Here is a 22233-nt window from a genome sequence, read left to right as displayed (position 1 = left end):
TCGATGCCTCCTCCTCCATTATCTCGGCCATTGGGGTTCACCCTGTTTCGGCACGTGCCCGTTCGAGCGGCGTCCATATGCTCCGTGTTTATTGCCGACCTCCTGCTTTCGCCTGAGTAGTCGCGTGGTCAGGCTGGGTTTCATCATCGGCTTCATTGCTCTTCTCGGAGCCCTGCTCTCCGGGCTCGCGGCTTATCGCGTCCACGACCAGGAGCTGGCGCTGGACCGGATCGCGCTGGCGCGCGCGATCGACGTCCATGCGAGCCTGGTCCAGGACCGGCTCACCGAGCGCGAACTTCTCGCGCGGGTTGCCTCCGGTCTGTTCCGGGCGCCGTCGGTGCTCAAGCCCAACATGCTCGAGCCGTTGCGCTCGGCCATCTACGCCTTCAAGACCGATTTCGTGGTGGCGGGCTGGGTTGCCCGCCTCAAACCGAACGAGCTTGCCGCAGCGCAGACCGCCATCGCGAGCGCCGGCTTCCCCAATCCGCGAATCCGCACCTATGACGACAAGCCGATCGATCCGGCAGGTGTCACCCAGCCGATCGACGTGCTGCTGGATCTCGAGCCGCGCAGCAACGAGACCAAGGGGCTGCCCGGCCGCAGTTACGACCAGGATCAGGTGCGCAGCGCCATGCTGACGCGCGCCAGAGTGGAGAAGAGATCGGTTGCCTCAGAACCGGTTGCCCTCCTGCGAGGCGACGGGCCGATCGGCATCATTGTGGCCGCTCCCGTCATCCCCGAGGGCGCAACGGAGCCGGCGGGCTTCATCACATTTTCCTACGAGCTCTCTTCCCTGATGCTGACCAACGACGACATGTCTTTGTTCGCGGTCGCGCTGAAGGATCCGCGCCGGGAGGGCGGCGAGCTCGTCGCCAACGATCAAGGCGTGGTCTCGGCCAGAACGACGGCAGCCGATGGGGCGGCGCCGTCGGCGACGCGCACGGTGAGCTTCGGTGGTCGCGACTGGCAGCTCGGCTATTACGCCAAGACCAATTCGGCGCGCCGCGCCGAGCAGACTGCGATCATCGTGGCGGCGATCGGCTTTGCGATCACCGCGATGGTGTGCGGCCTGTTCGGCTATGTCGCCTACAACAATTTGCGGCTCAGCCGGGAAATCCAGGTCAGAATCGGCTTCGAGCGCCGGCTGACGGCTGTCATCGACGAGCTCAACCATCGGGTTAAGAACATCCTGGCGGTGATCCAGTCGATCGTGACCCGCACGCTGCGCCATGGCTCCGACATCGATGTCGCGCGCGAGCTCCTGATCGGGCGCATCCACGCCATGTCCAATGTCGTCTCGTTGCTCAGCGAGAGCCAATGGCAGGGCGTCAAGCTGAAGGGCCTGTTCGAGGCGCGCGCCATTCCGCATGCCGACCGCATCGCCGTTACCGGTCCTGATATCGCAGTCAGCGCGCGCGCGGCGCAGAGCCTGTCGCTGCTGTTCTTCGAGCTCGCCTCGCACTCCGACGAGGGCCTGTCGCTGGTCGGCAAGCATCCGCACATCACTGCCAATTGGACGGTGACGAACGAGGGGGCCGGCGAGGTCTTCTATTTCCGCTGGGAGGAGTTCAACACCAGCGAAGCGACGCGCCGCCCCGATTCCGATTTCGGCCTGATCCTGCTCGACCGCGTCGCGCCCGAGGCGCTCGGCGGCACCGCCAAGCGCTATTTCACCGATGTCTCCTATGTCTACGAGCTGACCGCGCCGATGGAGACGGTCGAGGATATGACCGAGCGCGACCGTACCGACAAGCTGTCAGCACCGATCCGGCCGGCGCGGAAAGCGCCCTAGATCTTCGGCCGCAGCACGAGGTCAACCAGAGTCCGCGCGTAGGCCGGTGTGACCGGCGCGATGCCGAAGACGTAGCGGTAGAATAGGCCGCCATAGATCGCGTCGTAGAGATCCTGGGGCGGTGCTTCCGCCAGAATGCTGCCGTCGCTCTGGCCCGCGGCGATCATCTCGATCAGCGCGTCGCGCCGGAATTGCAGGTAGCGGGCGTAGAACAGCTCCGCCGAGCCGGTCTTGGAGATGCATTCGGAGATGACGGCGAGCTGGACCTTGCCGAACTCGCCCTGGAGCGCTTCGGCATAGGCCGCGGCATGGCGGCGTGCGCGCGCGGCAGGGCTGCCCGAGTTTGCAGGCGGCAGCGGCAGCATCTGCGCGGCATGGTGAAGGAAGGCGTCGATCAGCAAGGCTTCGCGGGACGGCCACCATTTGTAGATCGTCATCTTGGAGACGCTGGAGTGGCGCGCGATCGCGTCGATGGTGGTGGCGGCAAGGCCGGTGGTGGCCATCAGCGCATAGGCGCTTTGGAGAATGGCGTTGGTGGTCTCGATCGACCTCGGCCGGCCGCGCCGGGGCGCGGTCTCGGCTCCCTCACCCCCGCCATTCGCCATCACCACGCCCGGTCTCCTCGCGCAATCCGCTGCCGCTCCGCATAGCCCAGCCGTGATGGCCGGCCTAGCGGAATCGGAAGGTGCCGGGTTAGGCCTGCTGCCGCAAGGCCGCGGGCAGGTCCTGCCGCTTCGACCAGGCGATGTAATATGCAACCGCGGCCATCGCCGCGAAGCCGGCCAGACTCACGGCGATCTGCATCACCACCAGATTTGCGCCGGTGATCAGGATGAGATGGCCGGCTAAGGACAGGAATACGCCGACGCAGAACACCGCGAGCCATTCCTCGCCGCATCTGATGACCGCCCGTAGCGATCTCCATTGCAGGCCGGGATGATCGGCCGGGACGAGATGTGTCGCGAGGAAAGCGAGCGCGAGGAAGTGGACCACGCGATAGGGTGCGAGGTTTTCCTTGTCGGTCGGCGTGATGTTGTCGAGTACGATGTCCGGTAGGTAGGCGGCAAGCGCCGGCGAGTGGCGCATCAGCGTGATCGCCATCGCGAATACGAGATAGGCGCCTGCGAGCACGCGCAGCCAGGACAGGCCGTGCAGCGCGCGGCTCGACGCACCGGTCACGGCGAACCAGCCGCCCAGCACCATCAGCATCTGCCAGCAGAACGGGTTGAAGGTCCACTCCTGGTCCGGATAGACCCGGAAATTCCAGTCGAACCAGCGTGCCGCAACGTACAGCGCGACCGATGCCGCAAGCGTCAGGTTCGGCCGCCGCAACAGCCCCCACAGCGCGAACGGAAAGAAGGCCATCAGCGGTATCATCAGCTGTAACAGGTCGAGATTCAGCGGCTCCTCCTGGAGCACGAGGCCGCGCACCAGGATACGCAGCGGGTGCTCGAGAATTCCCGATATGTTGTATTCGTGGATGATCTCGGGCGCCTTGGATTGCGAGGCGACATAGGCGATGGTGTCGATATAGATCACGAACAGCACGACATAGGCGGCATACAGCCGCCAGACGCGGCGAAAGATGCGCGTCGCCGCGACGACGTAGCCGCGCTCCAGTGCTATCCTGCCGTGAATGATCGCGACGCCATAGCCCACCACGAACACGAACAAGTCTGCGGCGCCGCTGAAGCCGAAGTTGCGCAGCGTCAGCAAATTGACGACGTTGTTCGGGATGTGGTCGACGAAAACCGACCAGTTGGCGATACCGAGCGTCAAATAGAGCCGGGGGTCGTGATGGAATGCGGCGAGGTTCGCCTGGACGGACGGTTTCATCGAAAAATGGCTTTTGGAATCAGGGGCGCTGCTTTTAGCGGCAACCGCCTGCCTATCCGAGTAGCGTTTGCGTGATGGCGCAGGCAAACGGCGCAATAGTGGCGAAGGCCGCCGGTGCCGAGTCGATAGATGCGTTCGCGGGACTTGGAACGAAATTTTCTAAGGTGCGCTAGCTGCTACTCGGCAGGTTCAGCCGAGACCTCGTCGGGTGCGCCGGCGCGGCTCGCCATGATTCCGAGGGCGACGCCGCCGATCGCCAGGATCGGCAACAGCCGCTTGATCCCGATGGCGCGAGCGATCTGGAGTCCGGTAGCAAGCAGCATGGGATCCGCGAGCATGCTCGAGGCGGCCGACTTCGTGGCGCGCTCGGCCGCGATATGAGCTTGCTTGCGCAGCTGCCGTTTGTAGACCCAATAGCTCACCGCCGCGGTCAGAGTCAGCAGAAAGAAGATGCCTGCACCGGTGAGGCAGGCCTGCACCGGACCATATTTGTTGAGCACCGAAATGAACGCCGCCGCGCACAGGAAGCACGTGGTGATGAACAGTGCGAACGCCGCGCCTGCTGCCAGCGAGGTCAGCCGCACAGTGGTGCCGGTGGATGCGCTGATCCCGTCGATGATGCGCTGAAACATGGCCTTGCTCCTCAGATCCCACAAGCCGGCACCGGCGGCGCCGCTGCTGCGCCACCGTCTCGATACCCCCTTCGCGACCTCAGCGGCGCCAGGCCGCGCCGATCAGGAAGCCGATGCCGAGCGCGAGCCCGACGGTCGCGAGCGGCCGCTGGCTGATCGCGTCCTCCAGCGTCTCCTCGATCGAGCCGTAGGCCTCCTGTGCCGCGCCCATCATCGCGCTGCCGCGCTCCGACATGTCGTCGATCGCGGAATCCACGTTCTCGCGCGCCTGGCGATAGCCGCGGCGGGCCTGCTTGCCCGATGAGTTGGCAAAAGTATTGAGCGCGTCGGTGATCTGATCAGTGAGGGCGGCGATATCGCTTTTCACGGCTGCTACATCCTTCTCGAGGCGTTCTCGGGTGGCTTTGTCGGTCCAGTCTCTCATCCCGGCTTCGGCATTGGTGGTGGACATCAGGGGCTCCGAACTGCTGACGGTTGAGACAGCCGGGAAACGTTTCGTCGTCGGGTAAGTTCCGTTCACGGAAACCGTTAGTCCTGCGGGAGCTGCGGCGAATCCTCCGGCAACAGATGCTCCTTCAGGATCAGGGCTACGATCAGCAGCGGCGACGACAGGAACGCACCCATCGGGCCCCACAGCCAAGTCCAGAACGCCAGCGCCAGCAGCACCGCGAGCGCATTGAGCGCCAGCCGCCGGCCGATGATGGTCGGCGTGACGAAATGTCCCTCCAGGAAGGTGATGCCGCCAAAGGCGAGCGCCGCCATCAGGCCGCCGCTGACAGTCGGGAAGGTGACCAGTCCCACCACGACCAGAATGGCGAACATGGCCACCGGTCCGATGATCGGAATGAAATTGAGGGTGGCCGCGAGCGCGCCGAGGCCAGCCGGATTGGGCATTCCGGTGAGGGCACAGACTAGGCCGGCGGCGACGCCGACGCCGACATTGATGAGGGTGACGGTCAAGAGATAGCTGCCGAGATGGACCTCAATCTCGTTGAGGATGCGAAGCGTGCGCAACCGTGCGTCATGATCGCTGAAGGTCATGATCATCGCCCGTCGCAGGTCCCGCCAACTGGCGATGAACAGGATCAGGGTGACGAAGAACAGCAGAAATTCGGTAAAGGTCGGTGACAGGAATTCGATCGTCGGCTGTACCCACTCGAATTTCGGCATCTGGAGGCTCGGCAATCCCTCCGAGCCGCCGAGCATCGTCTGCAGCTCTCGCCACAGCGCCAGCGGCCGGTCTAACACGTGGACCTTGTCTTTCAACTGCGCGCCGAGTTCGGGCAGGCGCGAGCTCCATTCCATCGCCGGCGAGGCAATCAGCGCGACGATGAAGCCGACTACGGCGGTCACCGCGAACACGATCAGCGCGGCGGCGAGACTCCGCGGCACTTTCTGTTTCTCCAGGAAGGTCGCTGCCGGCGAGAGCATCGTGCCGGTGACGAACGCCATTACCACAGGCAGAAAGAACGCCTTTCCGACATAGAGCACCGCGACGATTGCGATGAGGAGAAGTCCGGCGAGCGAGAAGGCGACGAGCTCGGTGCGGCGGATCACCGGCGGGAGTTCGCCGTGGCTCTCGGGAAGCGGAGTGCCTTCGCCGTTGCCGGAAGTCAGACGTTCGCTGGGAAGGACGCGCACAATACTTCTCCGGCACGGAGTCTTCGGTCCGCGCGCCCATGACCAGACAAGAACGTCCAAGCCTGCTGCGGGTTCCATCGCGGCTTCGTGAAGCGATGCTCGCTTGACTGTGACGTCGCTGCTGCATCGCGCCGCGGAACTTGTGCCGGTTCGACTGCGTTGATCGAACCAGCGCATCACCCTGATGCGGGTATCCAACGGGGCAGCACATGACGAAGTTCTCTGCAGTCCGACGCCGCTTATCGCCGCGCCGCATCACCGCCTTCGCCTTCGCAACCGCTTTGCTGGCAATGCCGTTCGGCGCCGCAAGCGCACAAACACTGGGCTACACCTATCCGCAGGATCAGGCCTACCCTCAGGACCAGGGCTATTCGCAGGGTTATGCGAACCAAGGCTATGCGAACCAAGGCTATCCAAACCAAGGCTATGCAAGCCAGAGCGCGCAGGCGCCCGACGAGGATGCCGCGCTGCCCGATCGCCTGCGCAAGCAGATTGTCAGCTTCGACCGGAGCGAGCCGGCCGGTACCATCGTGATCGATACCAACAATACTTATCTTTACTACGTGCTCGGACAGGGCCGCGCCATCCGTTATGGCGTCGGTGTCGGGCGCGAGGGCTTCACCTGGTCGGGCGTGCAGAGCGTCAGCCGCAAGGCGGAATGGCCGGACTGGCATCCGCCGGCTGAGATGATTGCGCGCCAACCTTATCTGCCCCGCTTCGTCGCGGGCGGCCCCGCTAATCCGCTCGGCGCGCGTGCGATGTATCTCGGGTCGAGCGAATACCGCATTCATGGCACCAACGATCCCAGCACGATTGGCAAGTTCGTTTCGTCCGGCTGCATCCGCATGACAAATGAGGACGTCACCGACCTGTTCGGCCGCGTCAATGTCGGCGCCAAAGTCGTTGTGCTGCCGAAGAACGCGCCGCTGATGGCGAAAGGCAGCGATTCCGTGCGCAAGCGCCCGGCCGTGACGGCGCTGCCCTCGGGCCGGCAGGCGCTGAACATTTCGAATTCGGCCGTGAACTAAGGGTCGAGCGAGGTCACATGAAGAGAAGTTCGATCGGCAAACTCGCGGGTGGCGCGGCGGCATTCGTCGCCGTTGCCTCCTTCGGCCTCGCGCTGACGCCATCGGCCCATGCGGAGGACTTTTTCTCGGCGCTGTTCGGCGGCTTCCGCGGGCGGCCGGCGCCCCAGATTCGCATGCCGTTCCAGACCGATGACACGCCGCGCTACGACACGCCGCGCCAGCGGGCATCCTATGGCGGCGGCACGGCCTATTGCGTGCGCGGCTGCGACGGACGTTATTTCCCGGCGCAGGGAAATGATTCCGAGAGCAAGGCGCAATCCTGCAAGAGCTTCTGCCCGGCCTCGGAGACCTCGCTGGTCTATGGCGGCAACATCGACGACGCGACGACGGACAAGGGGAAATCCTATTCCGACCTGCCCAACGCGTTCCGCTATCGCAATGAGATTGTCGCAGGCTGCACCTGCAACGGCAAGGATCCGGTCGGGCTCGCTCAGGTCAAGGTCGACGACGATCCCACCTTGCGCAAAGGCGACATCGTCGCGGGCGCCGACGGTCTGGTGGTCGCCAGCCGCAATGCCAACGACCGCCGCGGTGTCGCAATGAATTTCTCCCCGCTGCCGGATTCGGTGCGCGCAAGATTCCGCCAAGTGCCGGTGGTGGCTAAGGAGTAGCCGTCTACGTCGTCCTGGCGAAAGCCAGGACGACACCGAGGGTGTGGGCGCGGCTCTCTTTAAGCGGCCTATCCTACGCCGCGCGGATCTTGCCGAGGAAGTCGCTGACCTCATGGCCGAGCTGGCGGCTCTGGCTCTCCAGCATCTCGGAGGCGTGCTTTACGTTGTCGGCGGCGGCGGCAGCAGCGTCAGCATCGGATTTGACGCCGGTGATGTTGTCCGAGACGTTCTTGGTGCCCTGCGCCGCAAACTGGGTGCTGCGGGTGATCTCTTGCGTGGCCGCCCCCTGCTCCTGCACGGCGGCGGCGATTGCGGTCGCGACCTCGTTAACTTCGCCGATGATGCCGCCGATGGTCTGGATCGCGCTGATGGCGTCGCCCGCGACCTTCTGGATGTCGGCGATCTGCTCGGAGATCTCCTCGGTTGCCTTGGCGGTCTGGCTCGCCAGCGACTTCACCTCGGAGGCGACCACGGCAAAGCCGCGCCCGGCTTCGCCGGCGCGGGCCGCCTCGATCGTGGCGTTGAGCGCGAGCAAATTGGTCTGCTGCGCAATGGTGTTGATCAGGCCCACGACCTCGCCGATGCGGCCGGCCGACTTCTGAAGTCCCTGCACCGTGCCGTCGGTGTCGCGCGCCTGGGTCACGGCGCGGCTGGCGATGCCCGCGGCATGCGCGGCCTGCTGGCTGATGTCGTTGATCGAGGCGCTGAGCTCTTCGGCTGCGGCGGCGACGCTGTCGACGCTCATGGAGGCGTCATTGGAGGCCTTGCCCGCGACCTGCACGCGGTCGTTGGTCTGCCGCGACACCGCGGAGAGATCGCCCGAGGTCTTGCGCATTTCGCCGGAGGCTTCGCTCAATTCGCCGAGCGTCTTGCGCACCGCGCCCTCGAACTCGCCGACATAGGTCTCGACCGCGCGTTGGCGCGCGGAGGCGCCCGCATTGCGTTCGCGCTCCTGCGCCTCGATCTTGAGCTTCTCGTTGGCCTGCTGCTTGAAGGTCTCCAGCGCGCCGGCAAGCGCGCCGATCTCATCGTTGCGATCGAGATAGCCGCTATCGACGGCAAGGTCGCCGCCGGCGACCTTCAGCATGGCATCCCGGATGGTGTTGAGCGGAGTGATGACGCGGCGATTGACCAGCATGATCGCGCCGACGGCAAGCCCCACGGCGAGCGCCAGCAGCGTCAGCTGCACGATCAGTGCGCGCTCTGCGGCGCCGCGCTGCTCCTGCGTGTGGATCTTGGCAGCATCGAGCGCACCTTCTGCCACTGCGACCGCGCTCGCCATGCGGCCGACCGTGAGCGGGCTCCATTGGTTCGCCGTCATCTCGGGCTTCTCACCCTTGACCAGCGCGTCGGCGAGACGGTCGCGCAAGGCCAGATATTGCGGCTCGAAATAGGAGGTCTTGGCGGCCGCCATCGCGGAGGCGAGCCCAGCCGGCAACTGCATGCCGGACGTCGACAACTCCAGCGCCTTCCACATCGCGCTCGTGCCGCCGACATGTTGGGTATAAGCGTAGCGGCCTTCCGGCGTGATCTTGCCGGCGGCCAGTCCGGTCGAGACGATCAGCGACGCCTCGCCCGCGGTGTTGCGGAGCAGCCAGGCGTTCTGCTTGATCGACAGGAGCTGGTCGATCGCGGCGTCCAGGTGATTGACGGTGGCGGCCAAGGTGTTCGAGAGCTTGTCGAGCGTGTCGAGCAGGCCCTGCGTCGTCTCCATGTATTCCTTGGGCAGGCTGGCGCGGCGCTGGTCCTTCGGCTTGGCGACATCCTCCCAGAACTGCTTCTGCTCTTCGGTCAGCAATTTGAACAGACGCGCGAGCTCCGGTACCAGAGTGCCCGACTGCGGGAAGTCCATACTGGGCAGCAGCTGGAGCGCGCGCGCCATGGCGGGCATTTGGGCATCGCGCAGGGCGCGCAGATATTTCTCGATCTCGCCGTCCATCGGCTCGGTCGCGTTCAGGAGGCGGACCAGGCGATCCCAGGACTCGTAGGCGGTGAGCGAGAGTGCGATCACCACGCAGATCGATTGATCGCGATCACCGCCTTCAGCAGCGCGGATACGGTCAGACGATTCAGCATCGAAGTCCCCCAATTCCCATTACAAAGTTCGTGAAGTGGCCCCCGGCAACATCGGAAAAAAGGGGCACGCAAGACCAGGCAATCGCATGCCGTTTGTGGCTCAGGGCCCAAACGGTGACTGCATCTGAAAGGAAAAGGGTCAAGTTTTAGGCAGGCCGACTGACGGTAGAAGTACGGAATTACTAGAAGTTGCAGAGGGTTGCCTCAATGGAACCGGCACGTGAGTTGTGCGTTAAGAAGCGTCAGCAACTGGCCTAATGGGGGTCCTAGCAATGTTGGTCGGCGTCCTCGTCACCTTTCTCGTCGTCATTCTCGTACTTTACCTCATCAACATGCTGCCGATGGACGGCCGCGCCAAGCAGATCGCGCGCGTTGTCGTCATCATCATCGGCATCGTCTCGCTGCTGAAATATCTGGCAGTGTTCTAGCCGCGCTACTGCTCCAAAAAAAAAGCCCCGGCGCGAGCCGGGGCTTCTGGTGCTCGCTTATTAGGGCCTACCCCGCCGCCTTAGCCTCGCGGCGGCGAGCGGTGAGGATGTATTCGGTGTAGCCGTTGGGCTGCTCGCGTCCTTTAAAGATGAGGTCGCTGGCCGCCTTGAAGGCTGTGCCGTCGAAGGCGGGCGCGATCGGCTTGTAGATGGGATCGCCCGCATTCTGCTTGTCGACGACGACCGCCATGCGCTTGAGCGATTCCATCACCTGGGCTTCGGTGATGACGCCCTGGTGCAGCCAGTTGGCGAGGTGCTGGCTGGAAATGCGCAGGGTGGCACGGTCTTCCATCAGGCCGACGTCGTGAATGTCAGGCACCTTGGAGCAGCCGACGCCCTGGTCGATCCAGCGCACGACATAGCCCAGGATGCCCTGGCAGTTGTTGTCGATCTCCTGCTTGACGTCATCGGGCGCCCAGTTCGACTTCGACACCGGGATGGTGAGGATGTCCTCGAGCTTTGCCCGCGGGCCGCCCTTGGTGAGCTCCTGCTGGCGCGAGGTGACGTTGACCTGGTGGTAGTGCAGCGCGTGCAGCGTCGCGGCTGTCGGCGAGGGCACCCAGGCGGTGGTGGCACCGGCCTGCGGATGGGCGAGCTTCTGCGTAAGCATGTCCGCCATCTTGTCGGGAGCCGCCCACATGCCCTTGCCGATCTGGGCATGGCCGGGCAGGCCACAGATCAGGCCCATATCGACGTTCCAGTCCTCATAGGACTTGATCCAGGCCTGCGCCTTCATCTCGTTCTTGCGGATCATCGGCCCCGCCTCCATCGAGGTGTGGATCTCGTCGCCGGTGCGGTCGAGGAAGCCGGTGTTGATGAACATGATGCGCTTGGAGGCGCGCTGGATGCAGGCCTTGAGGTTGACGGTGGTGCGCCGCTCCTCATCCATGATGCCAACCTTGAGCGTGTTCTCGGGCAGCGACAGCATCTTCTCGACGCGATCGAAGATCTCGCAGGTCAGCGACACCTCGTCGGGGCCGTGCATCTTCGGCTTGACGATATAGGCCGAGCCGGTGCGGCTGTTCTTGACCCTGGAGTTGCCCTTCAAGTCATGGACGGCGAGAAGCCCGGAGACGGCGGCGTCGAGCAAGCCTTCCGGAATCTCCTCGCCCTTGTCGTCCAGCACCGCGTCGGTGAACATGTGGTGACCGCAATTGCGCATCAGGAGCAGGCTGCGGCCGTGCAGCTTGACCTCGCCCTTGCCGTCAGGCGTCTTGTAGCTGCGGTCGGCATTGAGCGAGCGCGTCAGCGTCTTGCCACCCTTCTCGAAATCGGCCGACAGCGTGCCGTTCATCAGGCCGAGCGTGTTGCGATAGACCAGCACCTTGTCCTCGGCATCGACCGCAGCGACCGAGTCTTCCATGTCGAGAATCGTGGAGACCGCGGACTCCATGACCATGTCCGCGACGCCGGCCGGATCGTCCTTGCCGATCGCGCTGCTGCGGTCGATCTTCACCTCGACATGCAGGCCGTTGTTGGCGAGCAGCACCGCGCTCGGTGCGGCTGCGTCGCCCTGGAAGCCCGCGAATTGCGCGGCGTTCTTCAGCGCGGTGGCGTTGCCGCTCTTCAGCTTCACCGCGAGCTGGCCCGCGACCACGCTGTAGGCGGTGACGTCGGTGTGACTGCCGGTCGCCAGCGGCACGGCTGCATCGAGGAACGCTTTCGCTTTTGCGATCACCTTGTCGCCGCGCGCCTTGTTGTAGCCCTTGCCGCTCTCGGATGGATCGTGCGGGATCGCGTCGGTGCCGTAGAAGGCGTCATAGAGCGAGCCCCAGCGCGCATTCGCCGCGTTCAGCGCGTAGCGTGCGTTGGTCAGGGGCACGACCAGCTGCGGGCCGCAGATCTTGCCGATCTCCTCGTCCACATTGGCGGTCTCGACCTTCTGCGTCGCCGGCTCCGGGACGAGGTAGCCGATCTCCTTCAGGAACGCGGTATAGGCGTTGAGGTCGAACGCCTTGCCCTTGTTGGCGCGGTGCCAGTCGTCGATCTTGGCCTGCAGCGTGTCGCGCTCCGCCAGCAGCGCGCGGTTCTTCGGCCCCAGCTCCTTGATGATGGCGGCAAGCCCGGCCCAGAACGCATCCGGCGCGATTCCCGTCTTCGGGGCCGCTTCCTTGGCGATGAAATCGAACAGGACGGGAGCGATCTTCAATCCGTGGGCGTCGACGCGTTTCATGATGGGCTTTCTTGTTGGAAATGGCTGTTTTTGGCTGCTTTTGACCCGACAGCAGCAAAATGCGCTCCAAGGAGCGGCTTTCGGGGTCTTATTAGCCCCAAAATCGGGGCCGTGAGAAGGCCCCCAAAAGTTGTCAAAATGTCAAGGCGAGGTGGGGGCGCACGCACGGTGGCGTTCCCCGCGAAGGCCGGGAATCCAGTACGCCGCGGCCTCTCGGCTGAATCACTGCTGTCGGTGGAATACTGTCGTCGCCCGGTCAAGCCGGGCGACGACAGCGGGGCAGCAGCCCGGCTTCAAATATTCGCGGCGAGGTCCACGACTTCGTCGAACAGCACGCCGGTCGTCTTGAGCATTTGTTCGATCTCGTCCGCCGCTTCGGCCACCGTCCGCGTCGAAGTGTCGATCACGAGTTCGGCGGCCTCAGGCCGCTCGTAGTCATTGCCGATACCGGTGAACGACGCGAGCGCGCCGGCGCGGGCCTTCTTGTAGTGGCCCTTGGGGTCTCGCTCCTCGCAGATCCCGGCCGGCGTCGCGACGTGAATCTCGCGGAACGAAGTGTCAGCGATGCGGCGCGCGGTGGCGCGATCCTCGCGGGCGGGCGAGACCGCCGCGACGATGGCGATGTGGCCGTTGCGGGCGAGATGTGTCGCGACTTCGGCGAGACGGCGGATGTTCTCGCTGCGATCGGCGGCGGAGAAGCCGAGGTCGCTGTTGAGGCCGGCGCGCAGCGTATCGCCGTCGAGTAGGATCGGCGAGCCGCCATTGCTGAACAGCCGCCGCTCCAGCGCTTTTGCGAGAGTCGACTTGCCGGAGGCGGGCAGGCCGGTGAGCCAGACCACGGCGCCGTTGTGGCGATAGCGTGCGGAGCGCTCATCCAGCCGCAGGGCGGATTCCACCGGCACGATGTCGACGGGCAGGGCACGCTGACCGGCATCGACCGACAGCACCAGACCGCCGCCGGCGATACGCCCGGACACCTCGATCACGAGCCGGCCGGTGCGCGGGTTTTCCGTGTAGGGGTCGGTGGCAATCGGATTCGAAAGGGAAATGTCGATCTCGCCGACATGATTGCGGCCGATTGCCTTGTTCTCGACGCTCGACAACTCGCCGGGATCGACCGCCTTCTCGATCGCGACAACGGTGGCACGGCTTTCCTTCGGCCCGCAGCGAACCAGGAGCTGGTCGCCCTTGGCCAGCGGCTTGTCGTGCAGCCAGAAGATCCGCGCGCGCAGCCGCCGCGTTTCGCGCGGCGCGCTGTTGGTATGCGCGATGATATCGCCGCGTTCGAGGAACAGCTCGCGGTCGAGCGTGATGCCGACCGAGCGGCCCGCACCCTGTCGGCCCGCGACCGGCGTCACCGGCCAGCTCTCGACCGTCTTGATCCTGGCGATCTTGCCGGCCGGCATGATCACGATTTCGTCGCCGGCGATGAGGCTGCCGGATTCAATCCGACCCGCAACGATGCGGCGATCGTCGAATTTGTAGATCGCCTGTACCGGCAGCCGCAGCGCCAGCGCTTCCAGCGGCCGTGCCGGCTCGAGCCTGTCAAGCGCTTCGACTACGGTGGGGCCCTTGTACCAGCCGATCCGATCGGTGCGCTCGGCGACGCCGTCGCCGTCTCGGGCGGAAATCGGGATCACGGCCGTGGGCTTCACACCGAGGCCTTGCAGATGTGCCGAGATCTCGTCGCTTATCTCTTTGAAGCGCTCGGCGGCGAAGTCGACGCGGTCCATCTTGTTGACGACGACCGCGACCTGCTTCACGCCGAGCAGATGCAGGAGATAGCCGTGCCGCCTTGTCTGGTCACGCACGCCTTCGAGCGCGTCGATGATCAGCACCGCGCCGTCGGCCTGCGAGGCGCCGGTGATCATGTTGCGCAGGAACTCAGCGTGGCCGGGCGCGTCGATCAGCACGATGTCGCGCGAATTGGTGCGGAAGCGGATCTGCGTGGTGTCGATGGTGATGCCCTGGTCGCGCTCGGTCTGCAGCGCGTCGAGCAGGAACGACCATTCGAACGGCATGCCGCGCCGCGCGCTGACGGCCTTGAGCATGTCGAGCTTGCCGTCGGGCAGGCTGCCGGTCTCGTGCAGCAGGCGGCCGACCAAGGTCGACTTGCCGTGGTCGACATGGCCGACGATGACGATGCGGACCTGCGGACGGGTGGTGCCGTTCGGAGTGGCGGGCGATGCGGGGGTGACGATCATATTCATACGACGCTCGCGTCCTTGATCAGAGATAGCCGGCGACGCGCAGGCGCTCGAAAGCGTCCTCGGTCTCGTGGTCGAGCGCACGGCCGGACCGTTCCGGCACCTTGGTCTGCTCGAGTTCGATCAGGATCTCGTCGATAGTCGACGCGTTTGAGGCGACCGGATTGGTGATGTCCTGATCACCCAGCGAGCGATAGCGCTTGCCGTTTTGCGACAGATACAGCGGGATGATCGGGATGTTCTCGCGCTTGGTGTAGGCCCAGATATCGGACTCGGTCCAATGCAGGATCGGATGGATGCGCAGATGCGCGCCCTGCGGCGGCGACGCATTGAAATGATCCCAGAACTCCGGCGGCTGGTCGCGCACGTCCCAATTGCCCTCCAAGCCGCGTGGCGAGAACACGCGCTCCTTGGCACGCGTCGCCTCCTCGTCGCGGCGGATCCCGGCAATCAGGCCGTCGAAACCGTATTTGGCGAGCGCCATCTTGAGGCCCTCGGTCTTGCGCGCGGCGGAACGTGCGGCGGGCGGCAGCGTTGGGTCGACGGCATCAATCGGCGGGCAAGGCTCGACACGCAGATCGAGATCCCATTCCTTGCCGTAGTGATCGCGGAAGCGATACATTTCCGGAAACTTCTTGCCGGTGTCGACATGGAGGGCCGGGAACGGCAGGCGGCCGAAGAAGGCCTTGCGCGCCAGCCAGATCATGACGTTGGAGTCCTTGCCGAGCGACCACAGCAGGGCGATCTTCTTGAGGCGGCCAAAGGCTTCGCGGAAGATATAGATGCTCTGGGCCTCGAGCTGGTCGAGATGGTCCATGCTCGGGGCAAGGTCAGCAGAAAATTCTTGCGTGCGCGCGCGCTCGGCGGCGGCCGGGCTGCCCAAGCCGACAGCAGTGGAATTGTCCTTGAGAAGATGCATCTCTGCCACTTTGCGTTTGAAGGCGAAAATTCTATAGTTGCGATGCAAGAGAGAAGAAAAAATTTTCTCTTGGCGCGCTCGAAACGACACATATATAGAAAATAATTCCAGTCAACCCCGGCTCTGGGGGAGCGAGTATCGTATGCGGTTCTTGCCGGTGTTCCTCGATCTCAAGGCCGGTCCGGTGGTTCTCATCGGCGCGGGTGAGCTTCTGCGCGCCAAGCTGCGCGTGCTCGCAGCCGCCGGTGCGCGCATTCGCGTGCATGCGATCGACGGCAATCAGGATCTGGGTCTGGGCTCCGAGGACGCCGCGCGTATCGAGATCGCGGCCGCCGATCCGCTGACCGCCGATCTCTCGGGAATCATCGCTGTCGTTTGTGCCGGCGCAGGCGATGTCGGCGTGGCGATGTCGGTCCGCGCCAAGGCGCTCGGCCTGCCCGTCAACGTCATGGACGATCTCGAGCATTCGAGCTTTATCTTCCCGGCGATCGTCGATCGCGGTGATGTCGTCGTCGCCGTCGGCACTGGCGGCACGTCGCCGGTGGTGGCGCGGCGCGTGCGCGAAAAGATCGAGGCGCTGCTGCCGGCGCGGATCGGCGAGCTGGCCGAGTTCATCGGCGGCTTCCGCAAATCCATCAACGAACGTATTGCCGAGTTTCCGCTGCGCCGCCGCTTCTGGGAGCGCGTCATCGACGGCCCAATCGGCGCCGCCGTTCTGGTCGGCCGCAAAGGCGAGGCTGAGGCGGCGCTGAAAACGATCTCCGATCCATCCGCGTTCGCGCGAGCCGACAAGCCGGAGGGCTCGGTCGCGCTGGTCGGCGCCGGTCCCGGCGATCCGGATTTGCTGACCATCAAGGCGCTGCGCGCGCTCCAGGATGCCGACATCGTCTTCCATGACGAGCTGGTCTCGCCTGAAATTCTCGACCGCATCCGCCGTGACACCAGCCGCGTGCCGGTCGGCCGCCGCGTTGGCAAGCCCGGCATCGGGCAGGACGCCATCAACAAGCGCATGATCGAGGCCGCGCAATCCGGCCAGCGTGTGGTGCGGCTGAAGGGCGGCGATCCCTTCGTGTTCGGCCGCGGCGGCGAAGAAGTCGAAGCGCTGCGTGCCGCCGGCGTTGCCTATTCGATCATTCCCGGCATCACTGCAGGCCTCGGCGGCGCCGCCGATTTCGAGGTGCCGCTCACGTACCGTCACGAGGCGACCCGCATCACCTTTCTCACCGCGCACAAGGCGCGCGACGCGGAAGTCGTGGACTGGTCGACGCTGACCGACGCCAGGATGACCGTCGTGGTCTACATGGGCATGACCGCTGCGCCGGCCGTACGCGCCGGCCTCTTGGCCGCCGGCCGTTCGCCGGAGACGCCGGTCGGCGTGTTCGCCCGCGTCACGCGTCCCGATGCGCAAGGCGCGATTGGCACGCTGCGCGACCTGCCCGAACTGGTGCGACGGACAAATGGCGGCCCCGCCATTCTCATCATCGGCGATGTGGTCCGGCATGCCGGACCACATCGTCGCCAAACCCCAAAACAAATCATCTCTGACCTATTGGATGCAGCCGAATGACCTCCCCGCTTGAACAGAAGAAGATCAAAATCGCCGGTCCCTCGGTCGTGACCGCCAACCGCACTTGGGACGGCATCGTGGTTTACCGCACCGCCGCCAAGAGCTGGTCCGCGGACCTGTCGGAAGCTGCCATCGTGCGCAACTCCGACGAGGCGAAGGCGTTGCTTGCGGAGTCCGTTGCCGATGACGTCGGCGCGATCGGTCCCTATATCGCGCCGGTACAGGTCGGTGCCGACGGCAAGGTCGAACCCGGCAATCTGCGCGAACAGATCCGCCGCACCGGCGTGACCATCGGACAGCCGGTCCAGGTTTAAGGCATCTCTCATGTACGCTTACGATGAAATCGACCGCACGCTCGTCAACGAGCGCGTCTCGGAATTCCGCGACCAGGTGAAGCGCCGCCTCTCCGGCGAGCTCACCGAGGACGAGTTCAAGATCCTGCGGCTGCAGAACGGCGTCTATCTGCAACTGCACGCCTACATGTTCCGCGTCGCGATCCCCTACGGGACGCTGGCGTCGAACCAGCTGCGGGCGCTCGCCCACGTCGCGCGCAAATACGACCGCGGCTACGGCCATTTCACGACGCGGCAGAACATCCAGTTCAACTGGATCAAGCTCGCCGAATTACCGGACGCGCTGGCCGATCTCGCCGAGGTCGGCATCCATGCGATGCAGACCTCCGGCAACAACATGCGCAACGTCACCTCGGACCAGTGGGCCGGCGTCGCGCCCGGCGAGATCGAGGATCCCCGCATCTGGTCGGAGCTGATCCGCCAGCACACCACGCTGCATCCGGAATTCTCGTTCCTGCCGCGCAAGTTCAAGATTGCGATCACCGCGTCGGACCACGACCGCGCCGCGATCAAGATCCACGACATCGGGCTGAAGCTGATCAAGAACGAGAAGGGCGAGACCGGCTTCGAGGTGCTGGTCGGCGGCGGGCTCGGGCGCACGCCGTTCATCGGCAAGACCATCAAGCACTTCGTGCATGGCCGCGACATTCTCAGCTACATCGAGGCGATCCTGCGGGTGTACAACCAGTACGGCCGCCGCGACAACATCTACAAGGCGCGCATCAAGATCCTGGTGCACGAGCTCGGCATCGAGAAGTTCTCGCGCGAAGTCGAGGAGGAGTGGCAGCAGATCCGCAACTCCTCGCTCCAGATCGATGACGAGGTTGTCGAGGACATCCGTTCGCGCTTCACCTATCCCGCCTACGAGAAGCTTCCGCACATGCCGGACGAACTGCGGCAGGCCGCGGCCGATCCCGATTTCGAGGCATGGCGCAAGAACTCGGTCGCCCCGCACAAGGTCCAGGGCTATTCCATCGTCACGATCTCGCTGAAGCCGATCGGGGCGCCTCCGGGTGACGCCACCGCCGAGCAGATGGACGCGCTCGCCGATCTCGCCGACAAATATTCCTTTGGCGAGATCCGCGTCGGCCACGAGCAGAACCTCGCTTTGCCGCATGTCGCCAAGCGCGACCTGCCGGCGCTGTGGAAGGCGCTCGACAAGCTCGGGCTGGCGACCCCGAACGTCAATCTGATCACCGACATTATCGCCTGCCCGGGTCTCGACTATTGTTCGTTGGCCAATGCGCGCTCGATCCCGATCGCGCAGGAATTGACGCGGCGCTTCGCCAATCACGAGCTCGCCAACCTGATCGGCCGTCTCCACATCAACATCTCCGGCTGCATCAACGCCTGCGGCCATCACCATGTCGGCCATATCGGCATTCTCGGCGTCGAGAAGAACGGCGAGGAAGTCTACCAGATCACCATCGGCGGACGCGCCGACGAGAGTGCCGCGCTCGGCAATTTGATCGGCCCCGGCGTCAAGTTCGACGAAGTCGCCGATGTCGTCGAGGATATCGTGGAAGCTTATCTGGCGCTGCGCGAGCGGCCCGAAGAGCTGTTCATGGACACCGTAAAGCGCCTCGGCGTCGAACCCTTCAAGGAGCGCGTTTATGCCACTCGTTAACGGCGGAAAGATCGCCGACGACAGCTTCGTCAAGCTCGCCGCCGACACGCCGCTGCCCGAGGGCGGCGACATCCTGGTGCCGGCGGAGCGCTTCATCGGCGAGGCGGATGCGTTGCTCAGGCGGACCGGAAAGGTCGGTGTGATCTGGCCGAACAATCGCGACATCGCCGAGCTGGTGCCCTATCTCGGCAAGATCGCGGTTGTCGCGCTGGTGTTCCCGACCTTCCGCGACGGACGTGCCTACAGCCAGGCGCGGCTGCTGCGCGAGCGTTACAATTACCGCGGCGAATTGCGTGCGACAGGCCAGATCCTGCGGGACCAGTTCGTGTTCATGCTGCGCGCCGGCTTCGATTCCTTCGACGTCAAGAAGCAGTCCGACGCCGAAGCCTTCATGCAGACCGCGAAGCGCTACTCGGTATTTTACCAGCCCACCGGTGACGGCCGCATCACGGCGCTGCACCGGCGCATGCAGCTGCGTCATTCCGAGGGTGTCGGCACGTGAACGTAGTCGCGCCTCAGGCTTCGACGTCCGTCTCTGTGCTGCCCTCGGCTGAGGAGCTCGATCGTGTCTTGCGCGATGCCTCGCCCGCCGAAATCATCGCCGCCGCGCTGAAGACGGTCGGGCGCGACAGGCTCGCGCTGGTGTCGTCCTTCGGTACGGAATCGGCGACGCTGCTGAAGGTCATGGCCGACGTCGATCCGGCGATCCCGGTGATCTTCCTCGACACCGGCTGGCTGTTCGAGGAGACGCTGGCCTATCGCGACACGCTGATCGCGACGCTGGGCCTGAAGGACGTCCGCTCGATCAAGCCCGCCGAGGAGACGCTGTCGCGCGAAGATCCCGAACGCGACCTCTGGTTCTCCGATCCCGACGCCTGCTGCCGTATCCGCAAGGTCGAGCCGTTGGCGCGGGCGCTGAAACCGTTCGATGCGTGGCTCAATGGCCGCAAGCGCTTCCAGGGCAACTCGCGCGCCGATATCCCGGTGGTCGAGGACGACGGTGCGCGGTTGAAGTTCAATCCCTTTGCCAATGTTTCGCGCGAGGAGCTCGAGGCGATTTTCGCCCGCGCCAAATTGCCGCGTCATCCTCTGGTTGCGTCGGGATTCCTGTCGGTCGGGTGTATGCCTTGCACGAGCAGAACGGCCGAAGGTGAGGATGAGCGTGCTGGTCGCTGGCGCGGCCGGGCCAAGACGGAATGCGGCATCCACACGATGAAGACTTCGTAGCAAAGTTACGCTGCCCGGCTACGAACAAGAAAATCCGGTTCCGTTGACTTAAGCGCGTTTCGCCCCGAGTTATGCCTGCCATCGATGACGCCGACGTCATTGATGTGAATGGAGATGGACATGATGCGTCGTATCGTTCCGCTCGCGGCAGGACTGCTCGTGACAGGCTTGTTGGCAAGCTCGGCTCTCGCCGCTGACATCAATCTGCTGAACGTATCGTACGATCCGACGCGCGAGCTCTATGTCGAGTTCAACAAGGCGTTCGCGAATTCCTACCAGAAGGAAACCGGCAAGAGCGTCGAGATCAAGCAGTCGCATGGCGGCAGCGGTTCGCAGGCGCGCGCCGTGATCGACGGATTGCAGGCCGATGTGGTGACGCTCGCGCTCGCCTACGACATCGACGCCATCGCTGGCAAAGGCCTCACGACGGCTGACTGGCAGAAGCGGTTGCCGCAAAATTCGTCGCCCTATACCTCGACCATCGTGTTTCTGGTCCGCAAGGGCAATCCGAAGGGCATCAAGGACTGGGGCGATCTGCTCAAATCGGGCGTCGCCGTGATCACGCCGAACCCGAAGACGTCAGGCGGCGCGCGCTGGAATTATCTGGCGGCCTGGGGCTTTGCGCAGAAGAAGTACGGCTCGGCGGACAAAGCCAAGGATTTCATCGGAAAGCTCTATCAGCAGGTGCCGGTGCTCGATACCGGTGCGCGCGGCGCGACCGTGACATTCGTCGAGCGCGGCGTCGGCGACGTGCTGCTCGCCTGGGAGAACGAGGCGTACCTCGCGCTCAAGGAATTCGGTCCGGAAAAATTCGAGATCGTGGCGCCGCCGCTCTCGATCCTGGCCGAGCCGCCGGTGACAATCGTCGACAAGGTTGCCGATAAAAAAGGCACGCGCAACGCCGCCGATGCCTACCTGCAATATTGGTATACCAAGGAAGGTCAGGAAATCGCGGCGCGCAATTTCTATCGTCCGCGCGATCCCGAGATCGCTAAAAAACACGAAAACTCCTTCGCGAAGGTCGAGCTGTTCACGATCGACGAACTATTTGGCGGCTGGACCAAGGCGCAGAAGGAACATTTTGCCGACGGCGGCGTCTTCGATCAGATCTACAAGAACTGATCGGGCGCTGTTGGCGAGGCTTAAACAGGGGGCCTGGTGAGCGCAATAGCAGCACGACGCCGGACATTGCCGGGCTTCGGTCTCACCATGGGGCTGACGCTGTCCTGGCTGTCGATCATCATCCTGATTCCGCTCGCCGGCCTGTTTCTGAAATCGCTCGAGCTCAGCCCCGAGCAGTTCTGGAACATCCTCTCCAGCCGCCGCACCCTGAATGCCCTCCGCGTGTCCTTCGGGCTCGCCTTTGCGGCGGCCTGCGTCAATCTCGTGATGGGCAGCATCATCGTCTGGGCGCTGGTTCGTTACCGCTTTCCGGGAAGGCGGTTGTTCGACGCCATCGTCGACGTGCCCTTTGCGCTGCCGACGGCAGTCGCCGGCGTCGCGCTGACCGCGTTGTTCGCCGAGAAGGGCTGGCTTGGCGCGCCGCTCGCGGCGGCCGGTATCAAGGTGGCGTTCACGCCGGTCGGCATCTTCGTCGCCATGATCTTCATCGGCATCCCGTTCGTGGTGCGCACGGTGCAGCCGGTGCTCCAGGATCTGGATCCTGAGATCGAGGAGGCCGCGGGCAGCCTTGGCGCGAGCCGCTGGCAGACTATCATTCGCGTGATCCTGCCCTCGCTCGGTCCGGCGCTGCTCACCGGGCTCGCGCTCGCCTTCGCACGCGCGGTCGGCGAATACGGCTCGGTGATCTTCATCGCCGGCAATCTGCCCAACGTCTCCGAGATCGCGCCGCTGCTGATCGTGATCCGCCTCTCCGAATTCCGCTATGCCGATGCGACCGCCATCGCGGTGGTCATGCTGGTCGTATCCTTCGTCATCATCTTCGCCGTCAACCGGCTCCAGCGCTGGGCGCAGAGCCGGATCCCGGCGCGCTGAG

Annotated in this window: 19 protein-coding genes and 1 pseudogene; 11 read left to right on the top strand and 9 right to left on the bottom strand. The window is 64.4% G+C overall.

Going from position 1 to position 22233, the window contains the following annotated elements; genetic code table 11:
• Positions 1-124: 124 nt before the first annotated feature.
• A complete protein-coding gene (locus GWG67_RS26215) occupies positions 125-1792 on the top strand; it encodes an HWE histidine kinase domain-containing protein (protein ID WP_275172271.1) in 1668 nt (555 codons plus the stop codon).
• Here GWG67_RS26215 and GWG67_RS26210 read toward each other — a convergent pair.
• The 5 genes from GWG67_RS26210 to GWG67_RS26190 form a co-directional block, all read right to left on the bottom strand.
• On the bottom strand, positions 1789-2397 hold the full coding sequence (locus GWG67_RS26210; RefSeq protein WP_275172366.1) for a TetR/AcrR family transcriptional regulator: 609 nt from the start codon (positions 2395-2397) through the stop codon (positions 1789-1791). The genes GWG67_RS26215 and GWG67_RS26210 overlap by 4 nt on opposite strands.
• An 88-nt stretch (positions 2398-2485) precedes the next feature.
• Positions 2486-3628, bottom strand: coding sequence for an OpgC domain-containing protein (locus GWG67_RS26205; RefSeq protein WP_275172270.1), 1143 nt, complete (start codon positions 3626-3628; stop codon positions 2486-2488).
• Between the two features lie 176 nt (positions 3629-3804).
• Positions 3805-4260, bottom strand: a complete 456-nt coding sequence (locus tag GWG67_RS26200) for a hypothetical protein (RefSeq protein WP_275172269.1) — start codon at positions 4258-4260, stop codon at positions 3805-3807.
• Positions 4261-4339: 79 nt separating this feature from the next.
• Positions 4340-4711, bottom strand: a complete 372-nt coding sequence (locus tag GWG67_RS26195) for a YqjD family protein (RefSeq protein ID WP_007599824.1) — start codon at positions 4709-4711, stop codon at positions 4340-4342.
• Positions 4712-4788: 77 nt separating this feature from the next.
• The gene (locus GWG67_RS26190) at positions 4789-5901 is read right to left on the bottom strand and encodes an AI-2E family transporter (RefSeq protein ID WP_275172268.1); all 1113 of its coding nucleotides are present in this window, start codon (positions 5899-5901) and stop codon (positions 4789-4791) included.
• 209 nt (positions 5902-6110) lie between these two features.
• Here GWG67_RS26190 and GWG67_RS26185 point away from each other — a divergent pair, with 209 nt between their 5' ends.
• Together GWG67_RS26185 and GWG67_RS26180 are read left to right on the top strand one after the other, a co-directional pair.
• Positions 6111-6929 carry a L,D-transpeptidase gene (locus tag GWG67_RS26185; protein WP_275172267.1) on the top strand — a complete coding sequence of 273 codons (819 nt, stop codon included), beginning with the start codon at positions 6111-6113 and terminating at the stop codon, positions 6927-6929.
• Between the two features lie 17 nt (positions 6930-6946).
• Positions 6947-7600: a DUF2865 domain-containing protein gene (locus GWG67_RS26180; protein WP_275172266.1), complete on the top strand. Its 654-nt coding sequence runs from the start codon at positions 6947-6949 to the stop codon at positions 7598-7600.
• 73 nt (positions 7601-7673) lie between these two features.
• Here GWG67_RS26180 and GWG67_RS26175 read toward each other — a convergent pair.
• A pseudogene (locus tag GWG67_RS26175) lies at positions 7674-9676 on the bottom strand (methyl-accepting chemotaxis protein).
• A 272-nt stretch (positions 9677-9948) separates the two neighbouring features.
• Here GWG67_RS26175 and GWG67_RS26170 point away from each other — a divergent pair.
• Positions 9949-10104, top strand: a complete 156-nt coding sequence (locus tag GWG67_RS26170) for a Thivi_2564 family membrane protein (RefSeq protein ID WP_007599832.1) — start codon at positions 9949-9951, stop codon at positions 10102-10104.
• 67 nt (positions 10105-10171) lie between these two features.
• On the opposite strand, the gene GWG67_RS26165 is transcribed toward GWG67_RS26170, so the two are convergent.
• The 3 genes from GWG67_RS26165 to cysD all read right to left on the bottom strand — a co-directional run bounded on the left by GWG67_RS26165 (position 10172) and on the right by cysD (position 15361).
• Positions 10172-12337: a malate synthase G gene (locus GWG67_RS26165; protein WP_275172264.1), complete on the bottom strand. Its 2166-nt coding sequence runs from the start codon at positions 12335-12337 to the stop codon at positions 10172-10174.
• A gap of 293 nt (positions 12338-12630) precedes the next feature.
• The gene (gene cysC / locus GWG67_RS26160) at positions 12631-14547 is read right to left on the bottom strand and encodes an adenylyl-sulfate kinase (protein WP_275172263.1); all 1917 of its coding nucleotides are present in this window, start codon (positions 14545-14547) and stop codon (positions 12631-12633) included.
• A 19-nt stretch (positions 14548-14566) separates the two neighbouring features.
• A complete protein-coding gene (gene cysD / locus GWG67_RS26155; protein ID WP_026232781.1) occupies positions 14567-15361 on the bottom strand; it encodes a sulfate adenylyltransferase subunit CysD in 795 nt (264 codons plus the stop codon).
• 244 nt (positions 15362-15605) lie between these two features.
• On the opposite strand from cysD, the gene cysG reads away from it, so the two are divergent.
• The 7 genes from cysG to cysT all read left to right on the top strand — a co-directional run bounded on the left by cysG (position 15606) and on the right by cysT (position 22232).
• Complete coding sequence (cysG, locus tag GWG67_RS26150) at positions 15606-17030, top strand: siroheme synthase CysG (RefSeq protein ID WP_275172262.1); 1425 nt, start codon at positions 15606-15608, stop codon at positions 17028-17030.
• On the top strand, positions 17027-17344 hold the full coding sequence (locus GWG67_RS26145; protein ID WP_007599842.1) for a DUF2849 domain-containing protein: 318 nt from the start codon (positions 17027-17029) through the stop codon (positions 17342-17344). Before cysG ends, GWG67_RS26145 begins: the two co-directional genes overlap by 4 nt.
• 10 nt (positions 17345-17354) lie before the next feature.
• Positions 17355-19010 carry a nitrite/sulfite reductase gene (locus GWG67_RS26140; protein WP_275172261.1) on the top strand — a complete coding sequence of 552 codons (1656 nt, stop codon included), beginning with the start codon at positions 17355-17357 and terminating at the stop codon, positions 19008-19010.
• Entirely contained in the window at positions 18997-19512 is a 516-nt protein-coding gene (locus GWG67_RS26135; RefSeq protein WP_275172260.1) for a DUF934 domain-containing protein, read from the top strand. The genes GWG67_RS26140 and GWG67_RS26135 overlap by 14 nt, the downstream gene beginning before the upstream one ends.
• Positions 19509-20237, top strand: coding sequence for a phosphoadenylyl-sulfate reductase (locus GWG67_RS26130; protein ID WP_275172259.1), 729 nt, complete (start codon positions 19509-19511; stop codon positions 20235-20237). Before GWG67_RS26135 ends, GWG67_RS26130 begins: the two co-directional genes overlap by 4 nt.
• Positions 20238-20345: 108 nt before the next feature.
• Positions 20346-21359, top strand: coding sequence for a sulfate ABC transporter substrate-binding protein (locus GWG67_RS26125; RefSeq protein WP_275172258.1), 1014 nt, complete (start codon positions 20346-20348; stop codon positions 21357-21359).
• 36 nt (positions 21360-21395) lie between these two features.
• Positions 21396-22232, top strand: a complete 837-nt coding sequence (gene cysT, locus GWG67_RS26120; RefSeq protein WP_081747971.1) for a sulfate ABC transporter permease subunit CysT — start codon at positions 21396-21398, stop codon at positions 22230-22232.
• The last annotated feature ends 1 nt before the right edge of the window (position 22233 follow it).

Source organism: Bradyrhizobium sp. CSS354 (assembly GCF_029051725.1).
Classification (GTDB): Bacteria; Pseudomonadota; Alphaproteobacteria; order Rhizobiales; family Xanthobacteraceae; genus Bradyrhizobium.
This window is presented reverse-complemented; position numbering and strand designations above follow the sequence as displayed.

Bases quoted from the DNA above. Each gene is read 5' to 3' on its own strand.
- GWG67_RS26210 (WP_275172366.1), bottom strand. From the start codon at position 2,397: ATGGCGAATGGCGGGGGTGAGGGAGCCGAGACCGCGCCCCGGCGCGGC.
- GWG67_RS26205 (WP_275172270.1), bottom strand. From the start codon at position 3,628: ATGAAACCGTCCGTCCAGGCGAACCTCGCCGCATTCCATCACGACCCC.
- GWG67_RS26200 (WP_275172269.1), bottom strand. From the start codon at position 4,260: ATGTTTCAGCGCATCATCGACGGGATCAGCGCATCCACCGGCACCACT.
- GWG67_RS26195 (WP_007599824.1), bottom strand. From the start codon at position 4,711: ATGTCCACCACCAATGCCGAAGCCGGGATGAGAGACTGGACCGACAAA.
- GWG67_RS26185 (WP_275172267.1), top strand. From the start codon at position 6,111: ATGACGAAGTTCTCTGCAGTCCGACGCCGCTTATCGCCGCGCCGCATC.
- GWG67_RS26180 (WP_275172266.1), top strand. From the start codon at position 6,947: ATGAAGAGAAGTTCGATCGGCAAACTCGCGGGTGGCGCGGCGGCATTC.
- GWG67_RS26170 (WP_007599832.1), top strand. From the start codon at position 9,949: ATGTTGGTCGGCGTCCTCGTCACCTTTCTCGTCGTCATTCTCGTACTT.
- GWG67_RS26165 (WP_275172264.1), bottom strand. From the start codon at position 12,337: ATGAAACGCGTCGACGCCCACGGATTGAAGATCGCTCCCGTCCTGTTC.
- cysC (WP_275172263.1), bottom strand. From the start codon at position 14,547: ATGAATATGATCGTCACCCCCGCATCGCCCGCCACTCCGAACGGCACC.
- cysD (WP_026232781.1), bottom strand. From the start codon at position 15,361: ATGGACCATCTCGACCAGCTCGAGGCCCAGAGCATCTATATCTTCCGC.
- cysG (WP_275172262.1), top strand. From the start codon at position 15,606: ATGCGGTTCTTGCCGGTGTTCCTCGATCTCAAGGCCGGTCCGGTGGTT.
- GWG67_RS26145 (WP_007599842.1), top strand. From the start codon at position 17,027: ATGACCTCCCCGCTTGAACAGAAGAAGATCAAAATCGCCGGTCCCTCG.
- GWG67_RS26140 (WP_275172261.1), top strand. From the start codon at position 17,355: ATGTACGCTTACGATGAAATCGACCGCACGCTCGTCAACGAGCGCGTC.
- GWG67_RS26135 (WP_275172260.1), top strand. From the start codon at position 18,997: ATGCCACTCGTTAACGGCGGAAAGATCGCCGACGACAGCTTCGTCAAG.
- GWG67_RS26125 (WP_275172258.1), top strand. From the start codon at position 20,346: ATGGAGATGGACATGATGCGTCGTATCGTTCCGCTCGCGGCAGGACTG.